This is a genomic window from Amazonocrinis nigriterrae CENA67 (assembly GCF_016056305.1).
Lineage (GTDB): Bacteria > Cyanobacteriota > Cyanobacteriia > Cyanobacteriales > Nostocaceae > Amazonocrinis > Amazonocrinis nigriterrae.
In genome coordinates this window covers 12884-35671 of the sequence record NZ_JAECZC010000102.1, presented here as the reverse complement: position 1 = coordinate 35671, position 22788 = coordinate 12884, and the positions used below count along the sequence as shown (strand labels likewise).

General features: G+C 41.1%; 20 protein-coding genes, 1 pseudogene and 1 riboswitch. Of the genes and pseudogenes, 9 read left to right on the top strand and 12 right to left on the bottom strand.

The genetic code is table 11. The features are described from left to right. The first annotated feature begins 90 nt into the window (after window positions 1-90). The gene (locus tag I8748_RS31460; RefSeq protein WP_198128403.1) at window positions 91-2235 is read left to right on the top strand and encodes a peptidase domain-containing ABC transporter; all 2145 of its coding nucleotides are present in this window, start codon (window positions 91-93) and stop codon (window positions 2233-2235) included. Between the two features lie 246 nt (window positions 2236-2481). On the opposite strand, the gene I8748_RS31455 is transcribed toward I8748_RS31460, so the two are convergent. Next, window positions 2482-2874, bottom strand: coding sequence for a DeoR family transcriptional regulator (locus I8748_RS31455; protein WP_214662836.1), 393 nt, complete (start codon window positions 2872-2874; stop codon window positions 2482-2484). Window positions 2875-3074: 200 nt separating this feature from the next. Here I8748_RS31455 and I8748_RS31450 point away from each other — a divergent pair, with 200 nt between their 5' ends. Next, window positions 3075-3332 carry a hypothetical protein gene (locus I8748_RS31450; RefSeq protein WP_225896604.1) on the top strand — a complete coding sequence of 86 codons (258 nt, stop codon included), beginning with the start codon at window positions 3075-3077 and terminating at the stop codon, window positions 3330-3332. 193 nt (window positions 3333-3525) lie between these two features. Here the strand turns inward: I8748_RS31450 and I8748_RS31445 are convergent, their stop codons facing one another. After that, window positions 3526-4836 (bottom strand): aminopeptidase P N-terminal domain-containing protein, encoded by a 1311-nt coding sequence (locus I8748_RS31445; RefSeq protein WP_198128557.1) that lies wholly within the window; start codon window positions 4834-4836, stop codon window positions 3526-3528. Between the two features lie 558 nt (window positions 4837-5394). Between I8748_RS31445 and I8748_RS31440 the strand changes: the two genes are divergently transcribed. Then, window positions 5395-6627: an FG-GAP repeat domain-containing protein gene (locus I8748_RS31440; protein ID WP_198128402.1), complete on the top strand. Its 1233-nt coding sequence runs from the start codon at window positions 5395-5397 to the stop codon at window positions 6625-6627. A 318-nt stretch (window positions 6628-6945) separates the two neighbouring features. On the opposite strand, the gene I8748_RS31435 is transcribed toward I8748_RS31440, so the two are convergent. From I8748_RS31435 to I8748_RS31400, 8 genes are all read right to left on the bottom strand, one after another. Beyond that, a complete protein-coding gene (locus I8748_RS31435; RefSeq protein WP_198128401.1) occupies window positions 6946-7713 on the bottom strand; it encodes an MBL fold metallo-hydrolase in 768 nt (255 codons plus the stop codon). 3 nt (window positions 7714-7716) lie between these two features. Then, window positions 7717-8316, bottom strand: a complete 600-nt coding sequence (locus I8748_RS31430) for an anthranilate synthase component II (protein ID WP_198128400.1) — start codon at window positions 8314-8316, stop codon at window positions 7717-7719. A gap of 205 nt (window positions 8317-8521) precedes the next feature. Then, window positions 8522-8977 (bottom strand): diacylglycerol kinase family protein, encoded by a 456-nt coding sequence (locus tag I8748_RS31425; protein WP_198128399.1) that lies wholly within the window; start codon window positions 8975-8977, stop codon window positions 8522-8524. Window positions 8978-9088: 111 nt separating this feature from the next. Next, on the bottom strand, window positions 9089-9649 hold the full coding sequence (gene ybeY, locus I8748_RS31420) for an rRNA maturation RNase YbeY (RefSeq protein ID WP_198128556.1): 561 nt from the start codon (window positions 9647-9649) through the stop codon (window positions 9089-9091). A 39-nt stretch (window positions 9650-9688) separates the two neighbouring features. Then, complete coding sequence (locus I8748_RS31415; RefSeq protein ID WP_198128398.1) at window positions 9689-9844, bottom strand: DUF3285 domain-containing protein; 156 nt, start codon at window positions 9842-9844, stop codon at window positions 9689-9691. A gap of 162 nt (window positions 9845-10006) precedes the next feature. Further along, window positions 10007-11129 (bottom strand): peptide chain release factor 2 gene (gene prfB, locus I8748_RS31410; RefSeq protein ID WP_198128397.1). Its coding sequence is split into 2 segments (ribosomal slippage): window positions 10007-11056 and window positions 11058-11129, totalling 1122 coding nucleotides; the frame shifts between segments, so codons are not numbered across the junction. Between the two features lie 176 nt (window positions 11130-11305). Further along, window positions 11306-12416, bottom strand: a protein-coding gene (locus tag I8748_RS31405) for a PCRF domain-containing protein (RefSeq protein WP_198128396.1) whose coding sequence is annotated in 2 segments (ribosomal slippage) — window positions 11306-12340 and window positions 12342-12416 — 1110 coding nt in all. Because the reading frame shifts where the segments join, the coding sequence is not laid out codon by codon here. Between the two features lie 141 nt (window positions 12417-12557). Next, window positions 12558-13286 carry a Bax inhibitor-1/YccA family protein gene (locus tag I8748_RS31400; protein ID WP_198128395.1) on the bottom strand — a complete coding sequence of 243 codons (729 nt, stop codon included), beginning with the start codon at window positions 13284-13286 and terminating at the stop codon, window positions 12558-12560. Window positions 13287-13924: 638 nt separating this feature from the next. Here I8748_RS31400 and I8748_RS31395 point away from each other — a divergent pair. Next, window positions 13925-14710: an RNA polymerase sigma factor SigF gene (locus I8748_RS31395; protein WP_096553833.1), complete on the top strand. Its 786-nt coding sequence runs from the start codon at window positions 13925-13927 to the stop codon at window positions 14708-14710. 193 nt (window positions 14711-14903) lie between these two features. On the opposite strand, the gene bchD is transcribed toward I8748_RS31395, so the two are convergent. Then, on the bottom strand, window positions 14904-16931 hold the full coding sequence (bchD, locus tag I8748_RS31390) for a magnesium chelatase ATPase subunit D (protein ID WP_198128394.1): 2028 nt from the start codon (window positions 16929-16931) through the stop codon (window positions 14904-14906). Window positions 16932-17188: 257 nt separating this feature from the next. Between bchD and I8748_RS31385 the strand changes: the two genes are divergently transcribed. From I8748_RS31385 to rnc, 4 genes and pseudogenes are all read left to right on the top strand, one after another. Then, entirely contained in the window at window positions 17189-17776 is a 588-nt protein-coding gene (locus I8748_RS31385) for a Uma2 family endonuclease (RefSeq protein ID WP_198128393.1), read from the top strand. A 79-nt stretch (window positions 17777-17855) separates the two neighbouring features. Next, entirely contained in the window at window positions 17856-18461 is a 606-nt protein-coding gene (locus tag I8748_RS31380) for a hypothetical protein (RefSeq protein ID WP_198128392.1), read from the top strand. Window positions 18462-18504: 43 nt separating this feature from the next. Next, window positions 18505-18867, top strand: a pseudogene (locus I8748_RS35495) (Swt1 family HEPN domain-containing protein); the annotation flags it as partial. A 114-nt stretch (window positions 18868-18981) separates the two neighbouring features. After that, window positions 18982-19665 carry a ribonuclease III gene (rnc, locus tag I8748_RS35490; protein ID WP_318781306.1) on the top strand — a complete coding sequence of 228 codons (684 nt, stop codon included), beginning with the start codon at window positions 18982-18984 and terminating at the stop codon, window positions 19663-19665. Between the two features lie 238 nt (window positions 19666-19903). On the opposite strand, the gene I8748_RS31370 is transcribed toward rnc, so the two are convergent. Beyond that, window positions 19904-21211 (bottom strand): sensor histidine kinase, encoded by a 1308-nt coding sequence (locus tag I8748_RS31370; RefSeq protein WP_198128390.1) that lies wholly within the window; start codon window positions 21209-21211, stop codon window positions 19904-19906. A 549-nt stretch (window positions 21212-21760) separates the two neighbouring features. Further along, window positions 21761-21947: riboswitch (cyclic di-AMP (ydaO/yuaA leader) on the top strand. A 96-nt stretch (window positions 21948-22043) separates the two neighbouring features. On the opposite strand from I8748_RS31370, the gene ntrB reads away from it, so the two are divergent. Further along, the coding region (gene ntrB / locus I8748_RS31365; protein WP_198128389.1) for a nitrate ABC transporter permease at window positions 22044-22788 on the top strand (745 nt) is incomplete at its 3' end.

Genomic DNA, 22788 nt, shown 5'->3' with positions numbered 1-22788 from the left:
AAGTATATAATCAATTTTTACATCATACTTATATTCTTACTGGTTCAGTTAACTTTCTTTATATAGGTAAAATCCGGTTATCCAAAAAGAATGAGATATCAGATTGTTTTGCAACACAGTGAGGAAGATTGCGGTGCAGCGTGTATTGCCAGCATTGCTAAATATTATGGACGAAATTTTGCGATCGCTCGCGTTCGAGAAGCTGTAGGTACAGGAGTACAAGGTACAACCCTTGTAGGTTTAAGACGTGGTGCAGAAAACCTGGGATTTAATGCTCGTCAAGTCAGAGCTACACCACAACTAATTGATAAACTTCATGAAGCACCTTTGCCTGCGATTATTCATTGGAAAGGCTATCATTGGGTAGTTTTATACGGACAAAAAGGTCAAAAATATGTAATTGCCGATCCTAGTGTTGGTATTCGCTATATCAGTCGTGAAGAGTTAGCAACTAGTTGGGCAAATTACATTATGCTATTGCTAGCTCCAGATGAAATCCGCTTTTATCAGCAAAAATCAGATAATATTAAAGGCTTTGGTCGCTTTTTAACGCGAATATTACCTTATCGCCACATTCTAACAGAAGCATTTTTGCTTAACCTCGTGATGGGAATTCTTTCCCTAGCTACTCCCTTCCTCATTCAAATTCTTACCGATGACGTATTAGTGAGAAAAGATTTGCAACTTTTAACTACGGTAGGAATTGGCATAGTTGCAATGAACCTCTTTAGTAGTTCCTTGAAACTAGTACAGTCTAATTTAATTACCCACTTTGCTCAACGTTTAGAATTAGGGCTAACTTTAGAATTTGGTAGACAAATTTTGCGTCTTCCTCTGACATACTACGAAGTCCACCGCAGTGGTGAAGTTGTCAGTCGATTGCGGGATATTGAACAAATTAACCAGATGGTTTCGCAAGTTGTAATTACTCTTCCTAGCCAGATTTTTATCGCAGGTATATCACTAGCTTTTATGCTGCTTTATAGTCCTAAATTATTAGGACTTGCAGTGTTAATGGCATTGTTGATGTCTCTATCTACAATTGCCTTTCTACCTAGGTTACAAAATAAAATTCGTGATTTAATTGTCACCCAAGCTGAAAATCAAGCAATGTTAGTCGAAACTTTTAAAGGTATAGTTACACTAAAAAGTACAAATGCTGCTCCTCAAGCTTGGGAAGAAATTCAAAGTCGTTTTGGTAGTCTTGCCAATCTGAGTTTTAGTACTATCCGCATTGGAATTATCAATAATGTATTTTCTGGTTTAATTTCAGGTTTTAGTAATCTGGCTATACTGTGGTTTGGCAGTAGTCTAGTGATTAGTCAAGAGTTAACCATTGGTCAATTGCTAGCCTTTAATGCTATGAATGCTAATTTTAATGGTTTGATTTCAACCGTAATAGGTTTTGTAGATGAATTCGCAAGAGTCCAAACTGCAACACAGCGTATTACGGAAGTAATTGACAGTACTCCTGAAGACCACAGTGAACAAGGTAAACCTTGGGCAGTAATTCCTGATAATGCTGATATCATATGTACTAACATTAACTTTCATCATATAGGTAGAGCAGACTTATTAAAAGACTTTTCTTTAACTATTCCCGGAGGAAAAGTTACAGCATTAATTGGTAAATCTGGCTGTGGTAAAAGCACTTTAGCAAAGCTCATCGCAGGGCTATATATCCTAGAATCTGGTAATATCAGTTTTGGAATTTATCATCAAAAAGATTTATGTTTAGAATGCCGACGACAGCAAGTAATATTAGTACCACAAGAACCCCAATTTTGGAGTCGTTCAATTTTAGATAACTTCCGCTTCAGCTATCCTCATGCTACATTTGAACAAATAGTTAGAGCCTGTCAAATTGCAGGTGCAGATGAATTTATTAAAGAATTACCAGATAACTATCAAACTGTATTAGGAGAATTTGGTGTTAATATGTCAGGTGGGCAAAAACAGAGATTAGCTTTAGCTAGAGCAATTGTTACAGATCCGCCAATACTAATTTTAGATGAATCTACCAGTGCATTAGATCCTGTATTAGAATCACAGGTATTAGATAAACTTTTACATTATCGACAAGGCAAAACTACAATTATCATTAGTCATCGTCCTAGAGTTATTCTACGCGCTGATTTTATTGTGTTACTAGATAAAGGATATTTAAAACTTCAAGGTTCTTCACAGGAGTTACAACTTATATCTGGAGAGCATTTAGATTTTTTAATTCCTTAATTGTCTATATAAATTTTAGATGGCTGCTTTTCATAAGTATCAACTATGGGTTGAGACCATCATGAGTTATATTGGTAATAACTAGAAGTTTCATCGGCAGGGTTTGAAAGGTATGTCACTTTTATAACAAGCTCTTTACCTCCCTTGTCGTCCCTTCAAACAATAGACAAAAAACAACCTAGCACTGTTAGACTAGGTTGATATAAAGTTTCATTTTCTACTAATGAAATAGCTGAGCATTAGCAATTAGTTATTGGTTGGGTCATCAGTGCTATACACAGTAACTTGAAAGCTCTGTTTTGCGTTCTGTGGATTTGCAATATATAAGCTTCTTTCGTTTATTGCATTAGTTACTAAACCGTTAGTTACAGCGCCGAGAATTACTGGGTCTGTACCACCAGACACGTCTCTCATAACTCTATACACAATGAGAGGAGGAGAAGTCCATTTAAGTCTAGGGCCACAGCCTTGTGTTGAAAAGTTTCCACTTGAGCGATTTTTTTGACCTGATTGTGGTTGGGCTTCGCTTGTTACAGTAGCACATAAGGTATCTGCGGCATACGAGGGTGCGCTAAAGCCAATAGCTAATGTAATAGCTAGAAGTATTACGCTGATTATTTTTCTCGTTTTCTGAAGCATGTTCATGTCCTCTGTTTTTACGTAATATATGATTGATCAGTCATTTAAAATGATACTAGCAGTGGTTAAATTAGCAAATAAACAGCTAATAAATTTTCATTATCCTTAATACTCTTTTATAACTCTCATAAAAGTATAATTAGGAGAGAACCGAAGGAGTTTGCCTTTATAGTGACGGAAAGTTGTGTATTTAGAGTAGATTGTGGATAAATAGCAAAATTACTACTCTTAAAGGTGCAAAAATAGGAGATAGCGAAGCTCGAATCAAATCACTTTACCCAGAACAAATTCGAGTCACTCCTCATAAATATGTGCAAGGTGGACACTATTTAACATTCATTCCCAAAGACCGCGCTGACCAGAATTATCGCTTAGTATTTGAGACTGATGGCAAGCGTGTCACTCAGTTTCGGTCGGGTAAATTGCCAGAAGTTGAATATGTTGAAGGGTGTTCTTAAATATTTTGGCAATGTCAACTAAAGCACATCTAAAAAATTGATAACTGATGACCGATGACAGATGACAGTTATTCAGTCATCTATTAATACAAGACCGTTAACTGATGACCGATGACTGATAACTATTATCTGTCATCAGTCATCAGTCATCTGTCAATACAAGTGGAACAGCTTATTTACCATTCTCATTTTTTCATCTTTCTACTTCATCTACTTCTTTGGGAACGCCAGCAGTTAAAACCTCATGTCCATTAGGTGTAACTAATACATCATCTTCGATGCGAATGCCAATGCCAACCCAGCGACGATCTGTTTCTGGCTGGTCTTCTGCTAGTTTCGTATCTGGGACAATGTAAATTCCTGGTTCCACTGTGAGAATTTGACCAGGTTGCAAAATCTGCGGTTTGTCCTCACCATGTTGGTAAACACCCACATCATGGACATCCAAACCTAACCAATGACTGGTGCGGTGCATGTAATATGGTTTGTATTTTTCTTCCTCAATTAACTTGTCAATTTCGCCTTTGAGGATACCAAGTTCAACTAAGCCTTCCGTAAGTACACGGACTGCGGTGTCGTGAACTGACTTGAAGGTATTACCTGGCTGTACTTGCGCGATCGCTTGTTTTTGTGCTGATAAAACAATCTCATACAATGCCTTTTGTTCTGGCGTAAACTTACCCCCTACGGGAAATGTGCGGGTAATATCAGAGTTGTAATAACCATAAGCACAACCAGCATCGATTAACAGCAAGTCTTTATCCTGTATCTGCCGTACATTCTCGATGTAGTGCAGTACACAAGCGTTGACACCGGAAGCCACAATTGAAGGATAAGCCGGCCCCATGCCACCCCGCAAGCGAAAGATGTGTTCTATCTCCGCCTGGATTTCATACTCATAACGTCCGGGTGCAGCGAACTCCATTGCATGATTGTGTGCTTCAATAGCGATCGCGGCAGCTTGACGCATTAGTGACAACTCAGCTTCACTTTTAATTAGTCTCATGCTGTGGAGGATTGGCCCAGTGTCTTCAATGGCAATTGGCCCTGTACCGCGTTTGGGATAAGTCCGCAGTAAACTTTGGTAATGCCCCAAAATTTTGTCATTAAAACTGCGATCGCGTCCTAAGTGATAATAAATGCGATCGGCTTTTTCTAGATATTGCGGCAACTTTTCATCCAGTTCCGTGATGGGGTAAGCTTCATCTGCACCATAAATTTCTTTGGCTGCATCTACCCCACAGCGATAACCAGTCCAAACTTCTTTTTCTCTATCTTTGGGTTGGACAAACAGCACAAACCGATGTTCTGCATGATGTGGCGCCAATACAGCCACCGCTTCGGGTTCGTTAAAGCCAGTCAGATAGAAAAAATCACTGTCTTGACGATAAGCGTATTCGACATCGTTGTGCATCACTGCCATTGGCGCACTGCGAAAAATTCCAGTGCCATTACCAATTTTTGCCATTAACTGTTCGCGACGCTGCCGATATTCTGCTTGCATAGCTAGTTTATATTTCAATTTATGGTGATATCTTAACGTTTGCTAACTACAGATTGCATATATTACACTTTAAAACACTTTGTGCCTTTGTGGTAAAAAATCAAATAACCACAAAAGACACTAAGACACAAACAGAAAAAGTATTTTTATTCGTTCTGGTGTACTCAGTTGATGATAACTACTTATCTCCTAATTCATTGTCAGAGTTTTATATCATTCCTCATGATACAACTATCACTTGGGAATACAACATTTAAATATCAAAAGTATTAATTCTGTTTTTATCAAAAAATCCTGACTATGTACTCAAGTTTAGATAAACATATTAATTTTATATACATATCTTGATAAAAATATTTTTTGGCTGATTATATAGTGCTGAGAAATTTAAAAAGAATCATTCAACACAAAGCAGATAAATGTTGTTAAATAAGGATTTTTATCAAAAAAGAATGTTCATAAAAAAACAATAAAGCCTGAGAAAATGTTATTTGTTGACAGAAAGATATTCAACACAAAGGTTAAAACTTTTATGACAACCAGTCATAAAAACAAATCATGCCTGCCAATCAAAATTCATCGCAAGCTAGTGCATTTGATATATCTTTAGAAAAATCACAAGCTATAGCAAATTATGCTAGTGATTTACAACAATCAGATTTTTCTTCACTAGGACGTAGCAGTTCTTCAGATTTGACACAAACTGTACAAACACAATCTTCTTTATCAGCAAGTGCAAACCCCAATCCCAATCCTTATATAACTAGTGCAGCGGTTACTCCTGATTTCAACGGCGATGGCAAAACAGATAAAGTCTGGGTCAATGCTCAAACCGGTGAAATTGTAGTTCGGTTGATGGATGGCGCAAACATTCTCGAACAGGCTTCTCTGGGTACATATGATGTATCCGCCTGGACTTACAACATTGCCGATTTTAACGGTGATGGCAAGACTGACTTCCTATTGCGTAATAAGAATACAGGTGAAAACGATATTGCGCTAATGGATGGAACCAGAGTTTCTGGTTTTGCTCCTCTGGACAGAGTTGACGTAGGCTGGACTTCTAGCATTGGGGATTTCAACGGCGATCGCAAAACTGATATCTTCTGGCATAATGCGACAACTGGCGAAAATGCTCTTTGGCAGGTTGACGGCACCACTGTCACCAGCGCTACTGTTCTAGAAACTACAAGCACATCCTTGACGCCTACTCTTGTTGATTTCGATGGCAATGGCAAGACCGACATCTTCTGGCGTGACCAGACAACCGGTGAAAACAACGTTTGGTTCATGGATGGCACACAAGCAACTAAATATTCTCTCCAATCACAGGATGCAGGCTGGACTTATACCGTTGGTGATTTCAACGGCGACTTTGCCACTGATATTCTGTGGAGAAACACTCAAACAGGAGAGAACAAGATTTGGCAGATGAATGGCATCTTTGTAACTGAGGGTGCTTTAAATACACTTGACTCCAACTGGACATCTAAAATTGGCGATTTCAACGGTGATGGTAAAACCGATGTCTTCTGGCACAATAATACAACTGGTGAAAACACCGCTTGGTTGATGGATGGCACAAAAGTCACTAGCGAAGCTTTCCTACCAAGCAACAGCGCGTCTTTGACACCATCCCTTGGTGATTACAACGGCGATGGCAAGACCGACATCTACTGGCGCGACCAGACAACCGGTGCAGATACAATCTGGACGATGGATGGAACAAGAGCCACTGAAACTCCCGTAGCCGAGGAAAATAAACTTGGCCCAGAGTGGTATACCGCTTAATACGAATTACTAATTCGTAAGGCATCCCCCGTCTTGGCGGTTCCCGTCGTTAGCGCAGCTTTAGCGAGTCTTCGAGCGTCTGGGGGACTGCCGTTAGCGCAGCGTTAGCGACGCAGGAGCGTCACCCCACCCGGAGGGTAATTCGTAATTGTAGAGACGATTCGGCGAATCGTCTCTACTCACATTTCATCTGGGTTTTCTTTCTTTTTTCAAATTGCTATGAGACTAGTTGCATAGCTAGTTAGGCGAAAACTAATCATATTGATAATCCCCCAGCTTTAAGTTGGGGGATTCTTTACTTACAACGATTGCATCGTGTTATAATTTGTAACTAAAAACCTGAATGACGCTATTTTCTGGTAGTTTCTCAGAAGTAATAGTAATAGTGTCACTATTACTGCGCCTCACTGTTATACCCTGCATCAAGGTCAAAAAATCATCCAGTGGTGAAATATCGCACTTAGCAGCATCAGCAGCCTGTGTACGGTAGTGAGTGGGAATTATCAGTTTCGGATTTAATACCTCAGCTGCCTGTTTGGCTTCTTGAGCATTGTAAGCTTTGGCACTGCCTCCTACGGGGATAAATGCCAAATCAGGACGCCCCAAAAGGATTTTTTGCTCAATGGAAATTGGTGCGGCTGCGCCTCCCAAATGCACTATATTAATTCCCCCTTGCTTCCAACTCCAAGCAGTATTTGTGCCGAACTGCTTACCACCTTTGCGATCGTGGTCTATGGCAGTACCCTGAAATTTTATACCTTGGAACTCGTAAACTCCTGGTGTATATACTAGCTTTGGATTCCCTGGTAGTTGATCTACTGCACCTTCATCTAGCAATTGACTGCTAATCAGTACTAAATCTGCTGCAACTTTTGGTGGTCGATAACCAGCAGTACAGCCGATCGCCCGAAATGGATTAACGAGAATTTTTACTCCGCCACCAGTAAATAGAAAGCAAGTATGACCCAACCACCGAACTGATAAACCGCTAGATTGTGCGTCAGCCTGAAATTCGGAAGCTAACGTAGTAACCAAAGCTGTAGCTAACCCCGCCCCAGCATAGCCCATCAATTGTCGTCGTTTCATTAGTTACTCTCTTTGCTGTAATTGTTCCAGAAAGTTTCGCAGTAACTGCTTTCCTGAAGATGTGAGAACACTCTCTGGGTGAAATTGGACGCCTTGAATGTGAGGATAGTTCCGGTGTCGCACTCCCATAATTGTACCATCTTCAACCCAAGCGGTAATTTCTAACACTTCGGGGCAAGTTTCGCGATCGATCACCAGACTATGATACCTAGTAGCGATCATGGGATTTTCTAATCCCTGAAAAACACCTACACCAGTGTGAGACACTTGAGAAGTTTTACCATGCATTAACTCTGGAGCAGAGACGATTTTACCACCAAACACTTGACCAATGCTTTGATGTCCCAAACATACACCCAAAATTGGCAAGTTAGCTCCTAGCTGTTTAATCAAATCTAGGGATATTCCAGCATCTTCTGGGCGACCAGGCCCAGGAGAAATCACTACAACATCAGGGTTTAATTGCTGAATTTCGTCTATGGATATTTTGTCGTTACGAAAAACCCTGATATCCGCTGCTACGGGGAACTCTGTTGCTAGTTCTCCCAAGTACTGCACCAAATTATATGTAAAGCTGTCGTAGTTATCGATAACTATAATCACAACCTATGACTCCTGGTTTCTATATAGAAAATTGATATATAGCAAAGTGCTGAGTGCTGAGTGCTGAGTGAAAACTTAGTTGGTCTAAGGCTTTGAGCAATCAATTTTGTCCTAACACATCTGGCTACGGCTATAAATATTAACTAATATAGGGGCGCAATGCTTTGCGCCCCTACTAATTCCTAATTCCTGATTTCAACCAAACCTAGAAATTTGACCTAATTAAAGCTACCAACGGCGGTAGCAATAGTGTACTAGCAACCAGCACCGCTACCAAAGCAGAGACAAGCACAGCACCAGCAGCACAGTCTTTGGCAATTTTTGCTAAATCATGGTATGTCTGCTTTACTGTTAAATCAACGAGTGATTCGATCGCTGTATTCAATAACTCTAGTGCCAATACTAATCCACTAGTTATACCAATAATGGCGATTTCCACTGCTTGCAGATGTAAAAAAATGCTTAAAGCGATCGCTAAAGCACAAACACTTACATGGATACGAAAGTTACGTTGAGTTTGAAAACTATAGCTGATTCCAGCCCAAGCATATTTAAAGCTAACAAATAAATTAGAGGCAACTTTCCAAGAGAGTTCCCGTTCCTGATTCATCAGTGTTGGTATCTGATTGGGCGTTGGTGAAGGGGAAACTTTTTGGGACATAAGCTTAAAAATAATAATAGAGTTAAGTAGAGAGGAAATCTTCGCGCTCTTTGAATGCTCCAATCAACATTCAAGTAATTTCTACAGAAGTATTATAAACACTTACAGCCATTAGGACATTTCATATTCTATGTCTATGGCAATACCTGTCGTCTCCAGTAAGATCACTTGCTGTTTGAGCATTTCTATTAAACTTTCCTCATCTGGATGATCCCAGCCCAACAGATGTAGTATTCCGTGAGTAGCTAGCCAAGCTAACTCGGTTGGCAAATTATGTCCCTGCTGTTGGGCTTGACGTTGTGCAGTATTGACCGAAATAACGATATCACCTAGATACAAAGGGTCAGCAGACATTTCCGGACTTTGAGGAAAGTCTACTTCTAAGGCAGCAAAGGCTAAAACATCTGTTGGTTTATCTTGATGTCGATATTGGGCATTTAGCGATTGGATTTCGGTGTCATCTGTCAAACGCAGCCCGATTTCATAACCTGGTGCTGGTGGCAAATGAGGCTGTAAAACTTCCAACCAGCGACTAAACCAGTTTTCCCAAGTTGCAGCAGCAACTCGGACATCAGTGTCCCCAGAATTTAAATTTGTGCTGAAATTTGTGCTGAAATTTGAGCTTGGGAACGACTCGTAAAATAAATCTTGTACATCCAGTTCAACTTGCACCAATTACAAACTCTCCTAGCCGATTCGGTTTTTATGTCATCAGCGAGTCAGGTAAGCAAGACCCACCAGAACAGCTAAAAGCCCTATGGCAGTCAGACCAAAATGTTTGATGGAAGTGCCACCCTTACGCACCATGTTTCGCATGGCAAGTTTTACGTAGCTTGGTTTGGGTTCAGTTGACGGAGAGTTGCTCATAATGATTTGATTACAAACTCTTTTATATATCAATGTAACAGGTTGTTTACGTTTATTGGGAATTGGGAATGGGGAATTGGGCATTGGGAATTGGGAATTGGTACTAGTTATTCTCCCTCATCTCCCTCATCTCCCTCATCTCCCTCATCTCCCCATCTCCCATTAAGCGGGAGTGCTTTCTACTAGTTGGTTTTCCTGCCGTAAATAGGCTTGGATGAACGAATCGAGGTCGCCATTCATGACATCAGCGATCGCAGTTGTTTCTGCATCTGTACGCAAATCTTTTACCATTTGGTAAGGGTGAAATACGTAGTTGCGGATTTGGTTGCCCCAGGAAGCCTCGACCATATCGCCGCGAATTTGAGCGATTTCTTGTGCTTTTTGCTCACGGGCAATGACTAATAACTTAGCCTTGAGACGGGCGAGGGCTTTTTCTTTGTTTTGCAGCTGCGATCGCTCTTCTGTACACCGCACGGCAATACCGGTGGGAATGTGAACAATTCGTACTGCTGTTTCTACTTTGTTGACATTCTGCCCACCTTTACCGCCAGCCCTGGATGTGGTAATTTCCAAATCCTTCTCTGGAATATCCAGTTGCACAGAGTTATCTAACTGCGGCATTACTTCCACCCCAGCAAAACTAGTTTGTCGCTTGCCATTGGCATTAAAAGGTGAAATCCTCACTAAACGATGGGTGCCTGTTTCTGACCGCAAGTAACCATAGGCATAGCGACCAGTAATTTCTAGAGTTGCTGATTTAATTCCCGCTTCATCACCCTCGGACTCTTCAGCTAAAGTTACCTTATAGCCGTGGGCTTCTGCCCAACGGGTGTACATCCGCAGTAGCATAAATGCCCAGTCTTGAGCATCTGTGCCACCAGCACCAGCGTTAATCGTTAGTACTGCCCCTTCAGCGTCGTAGGGGCCGGAAAGTAACTGTTGTAACTCCCACTGGTCGAGGTCGCGGTTGAGCTTGGTGACAGTAGATTCCGCTTCTTGCAGTAGTGCTTCGTCAGTTTCTAACTCCAATAGCTCAACAACTGCCTTAGTATCTTCTAAGTTGGCTCGCCACTGATGATACTGTTCGAGATGGGCTTTGAGGTCGTTGAGTTGTGAAAGCGTTTGTTGGGCTTGAGTTTGGTTTTCCCAAAATTCTGGTTGTGCTGCTATTTGTTCCAGGTCTTGAATTTTGGCGGTGAGTGCAGGTATGTCAAAGATAGTCCTGGGCTTTACCCAGACGACCGGACAATGTTTCGATTTCGCGTTTGAGTTCTAAGACTTCCATAGTGCTTGCTAAATAGAGCGCTGAGGATGAAAGATTGATTGCTCTTGATTCTATATGTCTTCTTGATTTTAGCTGTTGTTGGGCAAATTCTCTTGCACTATTTGTATAAGTTACAAGAATTGTCTTTAACTATCTTCAATTATCGAACGATATGAAGATATTTAGTGGACTCTGGGCTATTGACTGGGCACAGTGGTTTGATGTTCCTGTTGCAGATACGCTTTGATAAACAAGTCGATACCGCCGTCCAAAACCTCCGCCACAGCTGTTGTTTGCACTAGAGTACGCAGATCCTTGACTTTTGTGTTGGGGTGCAAGATATATTCACGGATGAGCTTGTTGGATAAAGATTTCATCTGTCGGGGTTGAATTGCAGAGATTTGGTTAACACCTTGGGCTTGCATTAACGCCCACAGCTTACTCTTAAGAATAGCTAAGGCTTTGGCTTTGTTTTCCATTTGACTGCGATCGCTGTCACAAAATACAGTTATGCCAGTGGGAAGATGAACAACCTGCGCCCATGTTTTTGTGCGGTTGACATTTCCTTTAGCCCGCGCCAAGGTAATTTCTAAATCCTTTTGTGAGATGTCAAAATCACAGGATTCATCTAATATTGGGCTGACTTCGACACTGGCTAAACTCGTTTTTAAGTTTTTGTCAGCACCAAAGGGTGAAAGCCGTTGTAGTTGATGGGTTCCGATTTCTGATTTGAGACAACCATAAGCATAATGTCCTGTAATTTCCAGAACAGCATACTTAATCCCTGCAATATCTCCGTCAGACTCTGCTACTACATCTGGTCGGTAATTGTGATTTAATGCCCAACGATGGTACAGCTTCAACAATATAAATGCCCAATCTTCAGCATCCACATCACCAATTCCAGCAGTAATGGTGAGGAATGCGCCTTTTTGGTCGCAGGGTTGAGTGAGTAACTGTTGTATTTCTAGTGTTTCAAGTTCTCGCTGGAGTTGAGTCAGGTTCGCTTGCGCTTCTTGCAGCAATTGTTCATCAGCGGTTACTTCCAAAAGTTCCAGGGCGGCGTTGATATCTGCTAAAATAGAGTGCGATCGCTGATATTGTTTCTTTTTGGCGTTGAGAAATTGAATTTCTTGAAGTGTCTGATGAGCAGTAACAGAATTGTGCCAAAAAGTAGGTTGAGCAATTATCTGTTCTAAGTCTTGAATTTTTGCATTTAATTCTCCCAGGTCAAAGACAGTCTTCAGCTTTAACCAGGATATTTGATAACCTTTCTACTTCAATTTTGATACTTGATAGTTCGGGCATAGTTTTCTTGCTTTAATACTAATCAATTACTACATATTGTATTACAAAAGTTCTTGTATGTTCCATGAAAATTAAAAAACCGTGGTTGCTGAAAGTTAACCACGGTTGACGGTTTGTTAAATTTTTCTGTTTATTAGGTGCTTAGTCACGGCCATTAATGGCAATTAGCAACCGCAAGATAAAGACGAACAAGTTGATGTAGGTAAGATACATCGACAAAGCCGCGGGTAGGTATTGGTCATTGTGGTAAGTGCGGGGCAAAATGTAGAAATCAACCACAGATACGCCAACGAACAAAAATACCCCCAAGCCGGAGATGGCGATTTCTAACCAATTTGGTGTGTAAACGCCAAACATGGCAAACACAAATTGAGTCAGGCAGACCACCAATAAGGCTATGACCCCAATATTGATGGTTTTAGTCAAAGCCATCCCGTCTTGTTCAGAGAGATTTGAACCAATTTGACGGGCGAAAATAAATGTGATGCCACAACCGAGGGCAGCCAAACCAATACCTTGAATGCCAACACCTTGGGTTCTTAAGGCGACAAACACCAAGCCACTGATGGTATATCCAGACAAGAGGCTGTAGGTTGCCAGTAGAGGCAGTGCAACGCCTTTGTTACCTTTTTCAGCTACATTTTGGGCAACAAAGAACAAAATGAACTCTAAAATCACTGCACCAATGAAGGTGGGGAAGAACAGACTGGGGTTAGTACGGATAACTCCCAGACCGCCGTAGGTTCCCAATGCGGTCAGTACAAGACCGCCACCAACGTAGGGGAGGGCATTGGCAATTACGTTTGGGCCGACAAGGGCTTGAGTCCTTGCCTCACGGATAGCTTCACGAAAGTTGCTGGTATTGCTCATATTGAAGTTTTTTCAAGTGAACATCGTGTTTATTCCCATTTTTACCAATATTTGTGACTAGCTGCCAGGGATGTCAACTAGCGAAAGAATGCACGTAAAAAGCCAGAACCCCGCTATTACCTCTTTGATTGTCTGGAAATATCCCTCAATACTCAACTTAAAAATGAGGCGTTGCAGAACAGGGGGATGAATTTAGGCAGGCAGGGGAGGCTCTTGAGGCAGAGGAGGCAGGGGGAGAGGTTTTATAATTTGCTAAATCATCCCTTGATTCAGCAATGCCAAAAATCAGATTGTTCAGCTTCTTTAGGTATTAATACAGTATCAATCTCCGTTGCACTCAGTATGGCAAATGACTGTTAAGAAACTTATGCATTTTTCAGCATAAATAGCTAGCTTTTGTTGCAAAAAATCAACATTATACTGCGCTAAATTGTGGTAGAGAAAATTAAAATAACTCGCAACAGTTAAGTAAGCGAAATCATGCGTGTAAATACTGAACGCCAAAATAGGTACTCGCGTAAGTTCAGTGAAATAACCATAGCTTAATCATCTGCAACTAAGGAAAATAATGACAGCTTTGAAAGCAATATACGCAACTCCATTCTTTCAGGAAAAGGAGTTACAACAAAGGAATTGATATGGCAACAAGTGAGTCCTCTGTGCGAGCAGATGGTATAGAGTTATTGCATTTATACCACCAAAATCCCTCTATTAAACTTCGTAATAAACTTGTACAGTTACATACTGGATTAGTGCGGAAGATGGCTCATAAATTCAGCCATCAATGTAATGAACCTTATGAAGATTTAGAACAAATCGGTTATTTTGGTTTAATTAGGGCGATTGAACGCTTCGATCCCAGCCAAGGATATGCTTTTAGTTCCTTTGCTGTGCCATATATTCGCGGTGAGATGCTGCATTTTTTACGCGATCGCAGTACTCTATTAAAAATCCCCCGTCGTTGGCAAGAACTGTACAACGAAGGACAAAGAATTCGCAAAGAATTAGCAATGACTTTGGGTCGCACTCCCAAGGATGCGGAAATTGCCAACATCCTGAATGTATCTCTGCAAGAATGGCAAGAAACTAAGTTAGCAGCTCAAAATCGTATGCCTTTGAGTTTAGATGCTACCGCAGTTCATTATGTTGATTGCCAAATAACTTTAGGTGAAGCACTTCCCTGTCCTCGTTCTACTGCTTTGCAAATTCAAGAAGAAGAACGGCAACAACTCCAAGGGGCAATTAGTATGTTAGAAGAAAAGCCCCGCATGGCAGTTGAAATGGTATTTTTAAAGGAACTTTCTCGCAAGGATGCTGCTAAAAATATTGGTACTAGTCCCATGACAGTAACTCGATATTTGCAAAAGGGAATTCAAGATTTGATGGGTTATTTGCAACCACAGGTGGTGCCAAGTGGGTCATAGTCAGTAGTCAGTGGTCAGTCGTCAGTGACAAAGCAACTGACTTTTGACAAATGACTATTGACTAAGTAAGTAAGTGAAAATAAACATGACTATGTTACGAAACGTAAAATGCCTGAAACCCTTACTACTGACAACTGACAACTGACAACTGACGATCCTCACTAGTTAACTTTTTTCGTGCCTACCTACTTAACTACCGAGATTTTAAATCAGCGATCGCACCTCTGGTCATGGCAGCAATTGCTTGATCGGTCGCTTTTGGTAAATGATAATACTTGCCTGCCGCTGTTTGCGATAATTCTTTAGCAAAGCCGGTAGACACAAATTTACTTTCTGTGTCAATTACTAATAGTTGCATTCCCAAGCCTCGAATTCTGGCAGCAATTTCTAACAATTCCGCTTTGATATCTGGTTTTTCTCCTGGTTCTAGTTGTTCACCCAAAGAACGCGCTAAGGGAATATTACCCCGCCCATCGGTTATCGCTACAATCACAACTTGCCCAATATCTCCACTCATTTGGGCATTTAAGCCGACGCGCACAGCTTGGGTTAAACCATGTGCTAGCGGCGAACCTCCTCCACAGGGCAATCTTTCCAAACGGTTACGTGCTAAGGCAATGGAACGTGTTGGCGGTAATAATACCTCTGCTTGTTCTCCCCGGAAGGGAATCAAAGCTACTTGGTCACGATTTTGATATGCTTCGGTTAAAAGTTGCATGACGGCACCTTTAGCCGACTGCATCCGGTTTAAAGCCATGGAACCAGAAGCATCTACCACAAATACTACCAAGGCTCCGGCTTTGCGTACTAGACGCTTCGAGCGAATGTCACCTTGCTCAACAATCACTTTTCTATTTGGTTGTCTCTCCCGCCGTGCTTTTTGATACGGAGCGGCAGACCTTAATGTGGCATCTACGGCTATGCGGCGCACTTTCCCTTTGGGCAACATCGGCTTAATATAGCGCCCCCGGTCTTCGGAAAAGATGATGCTGCGGCTGCCAGATTTACCTTGCCGTTTTGCCATCTGAGCAAAATAAAGCACACTGTCATCAAGGATTACCCCTTCTGGGTCAAAGATAAATTCTTCTGGAATACTTGGTGGTTCTTGCTGTTGATTTTCTTCTTGTTCTTCTTGTTCTTCCTGTTCTGACTCGTCTGGCGGTTCTTCTTGATTTTGGGGTGGCGGTGGTGGCGGCGGTGGCGGCGGTTGGTCGGGTGGGGGTGTCTGGACGATGGTGGCTCGTGGTACAATTACCAATTCCACTGCACGGCGCAAATCTTCGGCGTTGACTGTTGTTCGTCCTTCCAAAGCCGCAGCCGCCTTCGCAACCCGCACGGCGAATAACTCCGCGCGGTGTCCTTGAACGCCGCCGCGAATTGCTTCGTTTACTAGGTAGGCAATTTGGTCGTGGGTGATGGTGACTTCTTTGAGCCATTCCCGTGCCAAGATAATTTGAGTTTTCAGGGCGTCTAAGTCTTCGTTGTATTGCTGTAGGAACTCCTGGGGAGACTTGGAGAAAGCGATCGCACTCTCTACTGCTGCTACTCTTTGATCTAAGCCGAGTACACCGTCAGCGGAAAGGGCGATGGCAATTCTATCTAGTAAATGCTCTCGTAATGCTCCTTCTTCTGGGTTATAAGTGGCAATAAATAGGGGTTTACAGGGATGCTGAAAACTAATTCCCTCCCGCTCAATTTGGTTGCGTCCTTCAGATAATACTGTTAACAGTTGATTTGAGATTTGGTCGTCTAGTAAATTAATTTCATCGACATACAGCACGCCGCGGTTAGCTGTGGCGAGTAACCCAGGCTGAAAAATGGTGTCTCCTTGCTTCACCGACTGTTCCACATCTACAGAACCTAGAAGTCGGTCTTCTGTCACACCCAAAGGAATTTGCACAAAAGGCGCGGGGATGATTGCAGTGGGGACATCTTGAATATTCTTATCTGCGTATTCTGCTGCAAGTAGATCATCCCAGTCTTCTGGGTGGCTTGGGTCGCAGTTGCAAATGGAGCCTTTGACCACTTCGATGGGTGGTATAAGGGCGTGGATAGCACGAGCCATTACAGATTTTGCCGTACCGCGACGACCGGCGATCGCTACTCCTCCCAAACCTGGATCGACCGCTGCTAACAGCAAGGCTAATTTAATTGCTTCTTGACCGACTACGGCTGTTAAGGGAAAGGAGGCGATCGTGGGGTTGAAAGTGGGCGCAGGCATTGTTTACAAAATGGTTAGTCTCGGTCTTTAGCATATCAATTTTTGGCACATTTAGCGTCAAAGGGACTGGTGATTAGGGACTGGGTACTGGGTTGAAAGGGGAAAAATTATAGAAGGGGCTTTAGAGGACGCAATAAATCTACTGCTGCGCTATCTGTTGGGTAGGAAGCCCACACTGACATGAAGGTACAGTGTAGGTAAATCACAATAAGTGTTGTAAGAGTCAGGGCGTTACGTTTTCTTTCAGGAGCAAGATTATGAGTATTATTCAGGCTAAACGCTTCACAATAGCGGAATACCACAAACTCATAGAATTAGGCTTTTTCCATGAAGATGATCATCTTCAATTAATTAATGGAGAAATAATTGAAATGGTATCAAAAGGTACAGCCCATGAAACTTGTTTACGAAAATTGTGGAAGGAACTACCAAAAATTGTAGGAGACAGGGCGACTCTGCAATCTCAAGCCCCGATTACTTTACCCCCTAACAGCGAACCTGAACCAGATTTTGCTATTGTTAAAAACCGTGCTGATGATTATTTTGCTGGTCATCCTCAACCTAGTGATGTGTTGCTGGTCATTGAAGTATCTGATTCTTCTTTAGATTATGACCGAAATGTCAAAATACCTCTTTATGCCAAAGCAGGTATTTCTGATTATTGGATATTTCATTTATTTGATAATCATTTGGAATGTTACAGCGAACCTTATCAGGATAAACAAGATAAATATGGATATATAAATAAACGGATTTTTTTGCCCAATCAAGTTATATCATTGCCTCGCTTTCCTGATTTATCTCTCGATTTAAATAAGGTATTTCCACCCAAAGTTAATTATTAAACTTTACTATGACGATTCACATTCACCAATAGGGTTTAAGAGTGACGATCAATAAGTTTGACTGTAAATCAGACTCATTATGGCTTATAGCGATTTTAAGCTCCTAGAAATTATTGATTCTTTTGGTTTAGTTATTCACGAGTCATCGGGACTGTTTGCAAGTGTACAGGAACAAGAATGTAGTGATTTGTTATCTACTATTCTTAGAGAAAATGTTGATTTGGCAGTGGCTATTAGTTCAGAAAAGGCTCGTAGTGAGATGATAATTAGCCCTATTTTATTAGAAGTTCGACGTAAGTTTGATTATCAAATAAGTTTGTTTTCTGGAGTTGATTTTACTGTTGATAGCCAACGAGGATTAAATGGCTTTTGTGATTTTATTTTAAGTCTTTCTTCTGAACAGTTGTTTGTACGTAGCCCGGTAATTGTTTTGGTGGAAAGTAAAAATGAAAATTTGAGGTCTGGTTTAGCACAATGTATTGCCGAAATGGTAGCCGCTCAGTTGTTTAATGAGAGGAGTGGAAATCAAATCAAGGCTATATATGGTGCTGTTACTATCGGTACTATCTGGCAATTTATGAAGCTTGAAGCCAATGTAGTTTCCATTGATTTGAGTGAATATTATATTAAGGATGTTAAGAAGATTTTAGGAATTTTGTATAGTGCGATCGCTCAAAATAAGTGATAAATAATCATCAATTCATAATCAACTAATTCAAAACACTACAATGGCTATTAGCAATCACGAAAGAGTTCGCATATCTCTAGAGATACTTTGTCAAGGTTTATACCCATATTTTCAAAGAGAAATGCAGGCAATTTATAAAGAGGACTGGCTGAAAACTGCTAAATCATGTCTATCAGATGAACCAAACCTCAACCGTAACGTAGAAGATGTTTTGCGTGAAGATATTTCTGCCTTGCTAAAAGTAATGACAAGGCAGTGGGATCAAGTATTTAGAAAAAAATTGGATTACCCTAAACGTCGTCTAGCAAGTGAAATCCTCGACTTTCGCCACAAATGGGCCCATGAAAAGCGCTTCTCTACTGATGACACTTATCGCGCACTTGATAGCATTGTTCGACTTCTCAAAGCTATTTCAGCATCAGAGGCAGATATTGTAGAAAAACAAAAGCAAGAAGTCCTAGAAATGCTTTCTCCTCAGCAAGTTGAAGAAGCCCGCATTAGAGAGAAGTTGGCAGATATACACAAATTGTTGATATTCCGTGATGAAAAACTTTTGCGCCGTGCGCTTACTCACCGTTCTTATGTTCATGAGAACCCCGGAGAGGGTGAACACAATGAACGCTTAGAATTTCTCGGTGATGCTTTGCTGAATTTCTTAAGTGGTGAGTATCTCTATCGTCTTCACCCAGAAAGAGGAGAAGATGAATTAACTCGTCGCCGTTCTGCGTTAGTAGATGAAAAGCAACTGGCAAAATTTGCTATTGAAGTAGGTTTAGATTTCAGAATGCGCTTAGGAAAAGGAGCAATTCTAGACGGCGGCTTCCAAAATCCTAATTTACTTAGCAGTACTTTTGAAGCAGTGGTTGGTGCTTATTATTTAGATAACGATGCAAATATTGAAGCAGTTCGCGCAATGATAGAACCGTTGTTTGATTCTGTACCTGAACAAATGGTTGTGTCTCGTTCTAAGGTAGACTCAAAAAATCGTTTTCAGGAATGGGTGCAACGCAATGTGACAACAAATCCCCCCAAATATGTCACAGAACAAGTAGGCGGTTTGTCTCACGCGCCAGAGTTCATAGCTAGAGTATTTGTCAACGAAAAAAATTACGGAGAAGGTAAGGGACGCAACAAAAAAGATGCTGAAAAAGCAGCGGCAGAAGATGCGTTAGCTAAGTTGAAAAAACAAGGTTTGTTATAGAATGGTCAGTGGTCAGTGGTTAGTTGTTATATTATGTCCGGTTAATTAGTTACGATTCCCAAAGTCATTGCACCCCACCCCTAACCCCTCCCCGTACACGGGGAGGGGAAACAAAGCGTAGCTTTTATGGGGTAGGGTAAGCGTGTGTTTGATAACTAATCAAGCGGACATGATATTAGTAGCAAATGAAAACTGACCACTGACAACTAACAACTAACAACTAACAACTGACAGCAAATTAGCTTATTTCCAATTGCAAAGGTAAGGTGACAATGAAAGTGGAACCAACCCCCACTTGAGAAATTAAGTTAATTTGCCCTTGCAATAGTTTCACCAAGCGGTAAACTATTGCTAATCCTAATCCTGTGCTATCTGGAAGAGGTGGTTGATCGCTAGAATTAGCACGAAAGTAAGGTTCAAATATCCGCGTTTGGTCTTCTGGTGCAATGCCAATTCCAGTGTCAGAAATTACGATCGCAAAATACTTACTGTTACCTAATGCCTTATCTGGAACTATTGCCAGATTTTCTCCATTGAGAGAAAAAAGATTTTCTTTGAGAAAATCACTTGTGGACAACATGGGAGCGATCGCTGCTTTATCATTGTCCAACATCTGACACACTATAGTAATAGTTCCCGACTCAGTGTAGCGAATGGCATTACTAATAAGATTTGTGACAATTTGTTGTAATTGCAAGCCATCTGTGAATACTTCTTCCGGAGCGCGATCGCAATTTACAATGATTTGTAATTTTTTAGTTATAGCCGAAGGTTCTAACATTTCGCACACATTGTTGATTAATACGCGTACATTCGTCGGTGCGAGTTGAAGTTTGATTTGTCCAGCATCAAAACGAGAAATTTCCAGTACATCATTAATTATTCGTAGTAACTGTCTACCATTGCGTAGCACGCGCTCAATATGTTCTAGATTGATATTAGCGTCTTTTACCTCAGTTCTCTGTCGTTGTTGGCGTAAAAACAAATCTGAATAACCAATAATAGAAGTTAAAGGATGTTTCAAATCATGAGCTAGTTGTGAAAGATACTCTTGATTCGCGCTCACTAAGCGAGTGAGTTCCTCATTATGCACTGTTAGTGATGTATACAGATATTGTAATTCTCGCAACCGCTCATCAACATAACTGTTAAAACACCGAGCGATCGCTTCATCAATTACAGCATCAATCAAACGCATAGAACGAATGATACTTAAAGGTGTTCTCTGCAATAAATCTGTTTCTATAACCTCAAATATTATCGTTCGCAACAAATGATATTCTCTGGCAATTTCTGCTGGATCAAAGCCTTGTTCAGCCCGCAGCACTCCATGCTGTAAACTAGCAATCACTATGGATTTAACATCACTATCCTCAGATTTGGAAAGCACCGTTACCATCGCTTTCAATACATCAGGGATATGATTTCGTATCGCTGTGTAAGATAGGTCATCAGCACTTTCAATCCGCCTATCTTTGCGAACTGCTATCACCCATTTATACAAGATGGTATCAGTTTTTTCAGCAAGTACCTGACTAAAATCCATGATGTTAAATTCTGCTAACAGATAGATGAGTAAACGCCATATGCAATTAGTTTAGCGATTGCCGGGTCTTCATACCAAAAAAATTCATAAGCTTCACCTACCAAAAGAAATAGATTGGAGATGTTATGTTACCACTGCTCAGCTTATTTGCTGGCTTTTTTAACCGTGAAGTTAATTTACTATGTATAATATATTACCAAAATTTACATAAAAGTCATATAATTAACAGCATTAGAGCTTGATTTAAAAATGCTGTTGAGCTTGCAGTGCAAGAATTGAACTGATAAAAGCACATCAAGTATAAATTTTATTTATTACAGAAAATTAACGAGCAGCGCTTGGACTTGGTATTTAAATAAACAACATTTATCATAAGACAGATGTATTTACCGACCAACAATGCTATGGTATAGACAGGGAACATATAATTTTTGGAACTTGCAAACAAAATAGCCTATTGTAATTTTTGGTTACAGACTATCAACATTGATCGGTCAACAACTTGAAGCAAAATAATTTATTTGTTAGATTTCCTTAAAGTATATGTTCAGAGTAAGTCAGCCTAATCCGGCGCATCACAGTGCGTAACGCTGGAGCGGAGGAACCAAATTATGGGGCGTATCTCGCAGCAAGTTAGAAGTTACGAAGACATAACTGATAACTAATAACTGTTCGAGAGGGGCATCTCTCAGCCCTAGCCCGTCAGCTAACTTCGTAGGCATTGAGAGGAGACTGAAGAGACGACATTTTTAGAATGTGCTGATCTCATCAGTGTCCGAGGCTGGTACTGCTCAGGTTTTTTGTACCTGCACTTAGTTCTGTTGAGGTGGCAATGGTATTTCAATTAAATTTAGTAGCGATCGCAGCGATCGCTAGTCAAGCGGCTTGGAAAAAAACAAAACCTGTGATTACCAAGGATGTCGTCTTCTTGCCTATCCTTGGCTTTTTGGGAATTATAGTGCTGTGGTGGGTGGTTGCACTTGCCAACCATGAATTAATGCCCACACCGCCAGAAGCGCTAGTTGCGAATCTTGATTACATCTTAAACCCGTTTTACCAACGAGGCCCCGGTAACTTAGGAATTGGTTGGTTGTTAATAGCAAGTCTGCGACGGGTATTGCTGGGTTTTCTATTAGGTGCGGTAGTGGCAATACCTGTGGGATTTTTGATTGGCATGTCCAAACCGGCAATGCTAGCTCTCAATCCGATTATTCAGATTTTTAAACCTGTTTCGCCCTTGGCTTGGTTACCCATCGCCCTTGCCATCTTCAACTTAGCAGACCCTTCAGCGATTTTTGTAATTTTTATTACCTCCTTGTGGCCGACAATTATCAATACTGCCCTTGGAGTTTCTAGCGTTCCCAAAGATTATTTAGATGTCGCACGGGTGCTAGAAATGCCCCAGTGGCGAAGGATTATCAAAATTATTTTGCCTGCAAGTCTGCCATATATTTTTACAGGTTTGCGAATTAGTTTAGGGATTGCTTGGTTAGTCATCGTCGCGGTGGAAATGCTGACAGGCGGTATAGGTATCGGCTTTTTTGTTTGGGATGAATGGAGCCGTTTAAACCTAAGTT

What these genes read in the sequence shown, in the direction of transcription:
- I8748_RS31460 (WP_198128403.1), top strand. Translation starts at nt 91, where the DNA reads ATGAGATATCAGATTGTTTTGCAACACAGTGAGGAAGATTGCGGTGCA.
- I8748_RS31455 (WP_214662836.1), bottom strand. Translation starts at nt 2,874, where the DNA reads ATGCTTCAGAAAACGAGAAAAATAATCAGCGTAATACTTCTAGCTATT.
- I8748_RS31445 (WP_198128557.1), bottom strand. Translation starts at nt 4,836, where the DNA reads ATGCAAGCAGAATATCGGCAGCGTCGCGAACAGTTAATGGCAAAAATT.
- I8748_RS31440 (WP_198128402.1), top strand. Translation starts at nt 5,395, where the DNA reads ATGCCTGCCAATCAAAATTCATCGCAAGCTAGTGCATTTGATATATCT.
- I8748_RS31435 (WP_198128401.1), bottom strand. Translation starts at nt 7,713, where the DNA reads ATGAAACGACGACAATTGATGGGCTATGCTGGGGCGGGGTTAGCTACA.
- I8748_RS31425 (WP_198128399.1), bottom strand. Translation starts at nt 8,977, where the DNA reads ATGTCCCAAAAAGTTTCCCCTTCACCAACGCCCAATCAGATACCAACA.
- I8748_RS31415 (WP_198128398.1), bottom strand. Translation starts at nt 9,844, where the DNA reads ATGAGCAACTCTCCGTCAACTGAACCCAAACCAAGCTACGTAAAACTT.
- I8748_RS31400 (WP_198128395.1), bottom strand. Translation starts at nt 13,286, where the DNA reads ATGAGCAATACCAGCAACTTTCGTGAAGCTATCCGTGAGGCAAGGACT.
- I8748_RS31395 (WP_096553833.1), top strand. Translation starts at nt 13,925, where the DNA reads ATGGCAACAAGTGAGTCCTCTGTGCGAGCAGATGGTATAGAGTTATTG.
- bchD (WP_198128394.1), bottom strand. Translation starts at nt 16,931, where the DNA reads ATGCCTGCGCCCACTTTCAACCCCACGATCGCCTCCTTTCCCTTAACA.
- I8748_RS31385 (WP_198128393.1), top strand. Translation starts at nt 17,189, where the DNA reads ATGAGTATTATTCAGGCTAAACGCTTCACAATAGCGGAATACCACAAA.
- I8748_RS31380 (WP_198128392.1), top strand. Translation starts at nt 17,856, where the DNA reads ATGGCTTATAGCGATTTTAAGCTCCTAGAAATTATTGATTCTTTTGGT.
- I8748_RS31370 (WP_198128390.1), bottom strand. Translation starts at nt 21,211, where the DNA reads ATGGATTTTAGTCAGGTACTTGCTGAAAAAACTGATACCATCTTGTAT.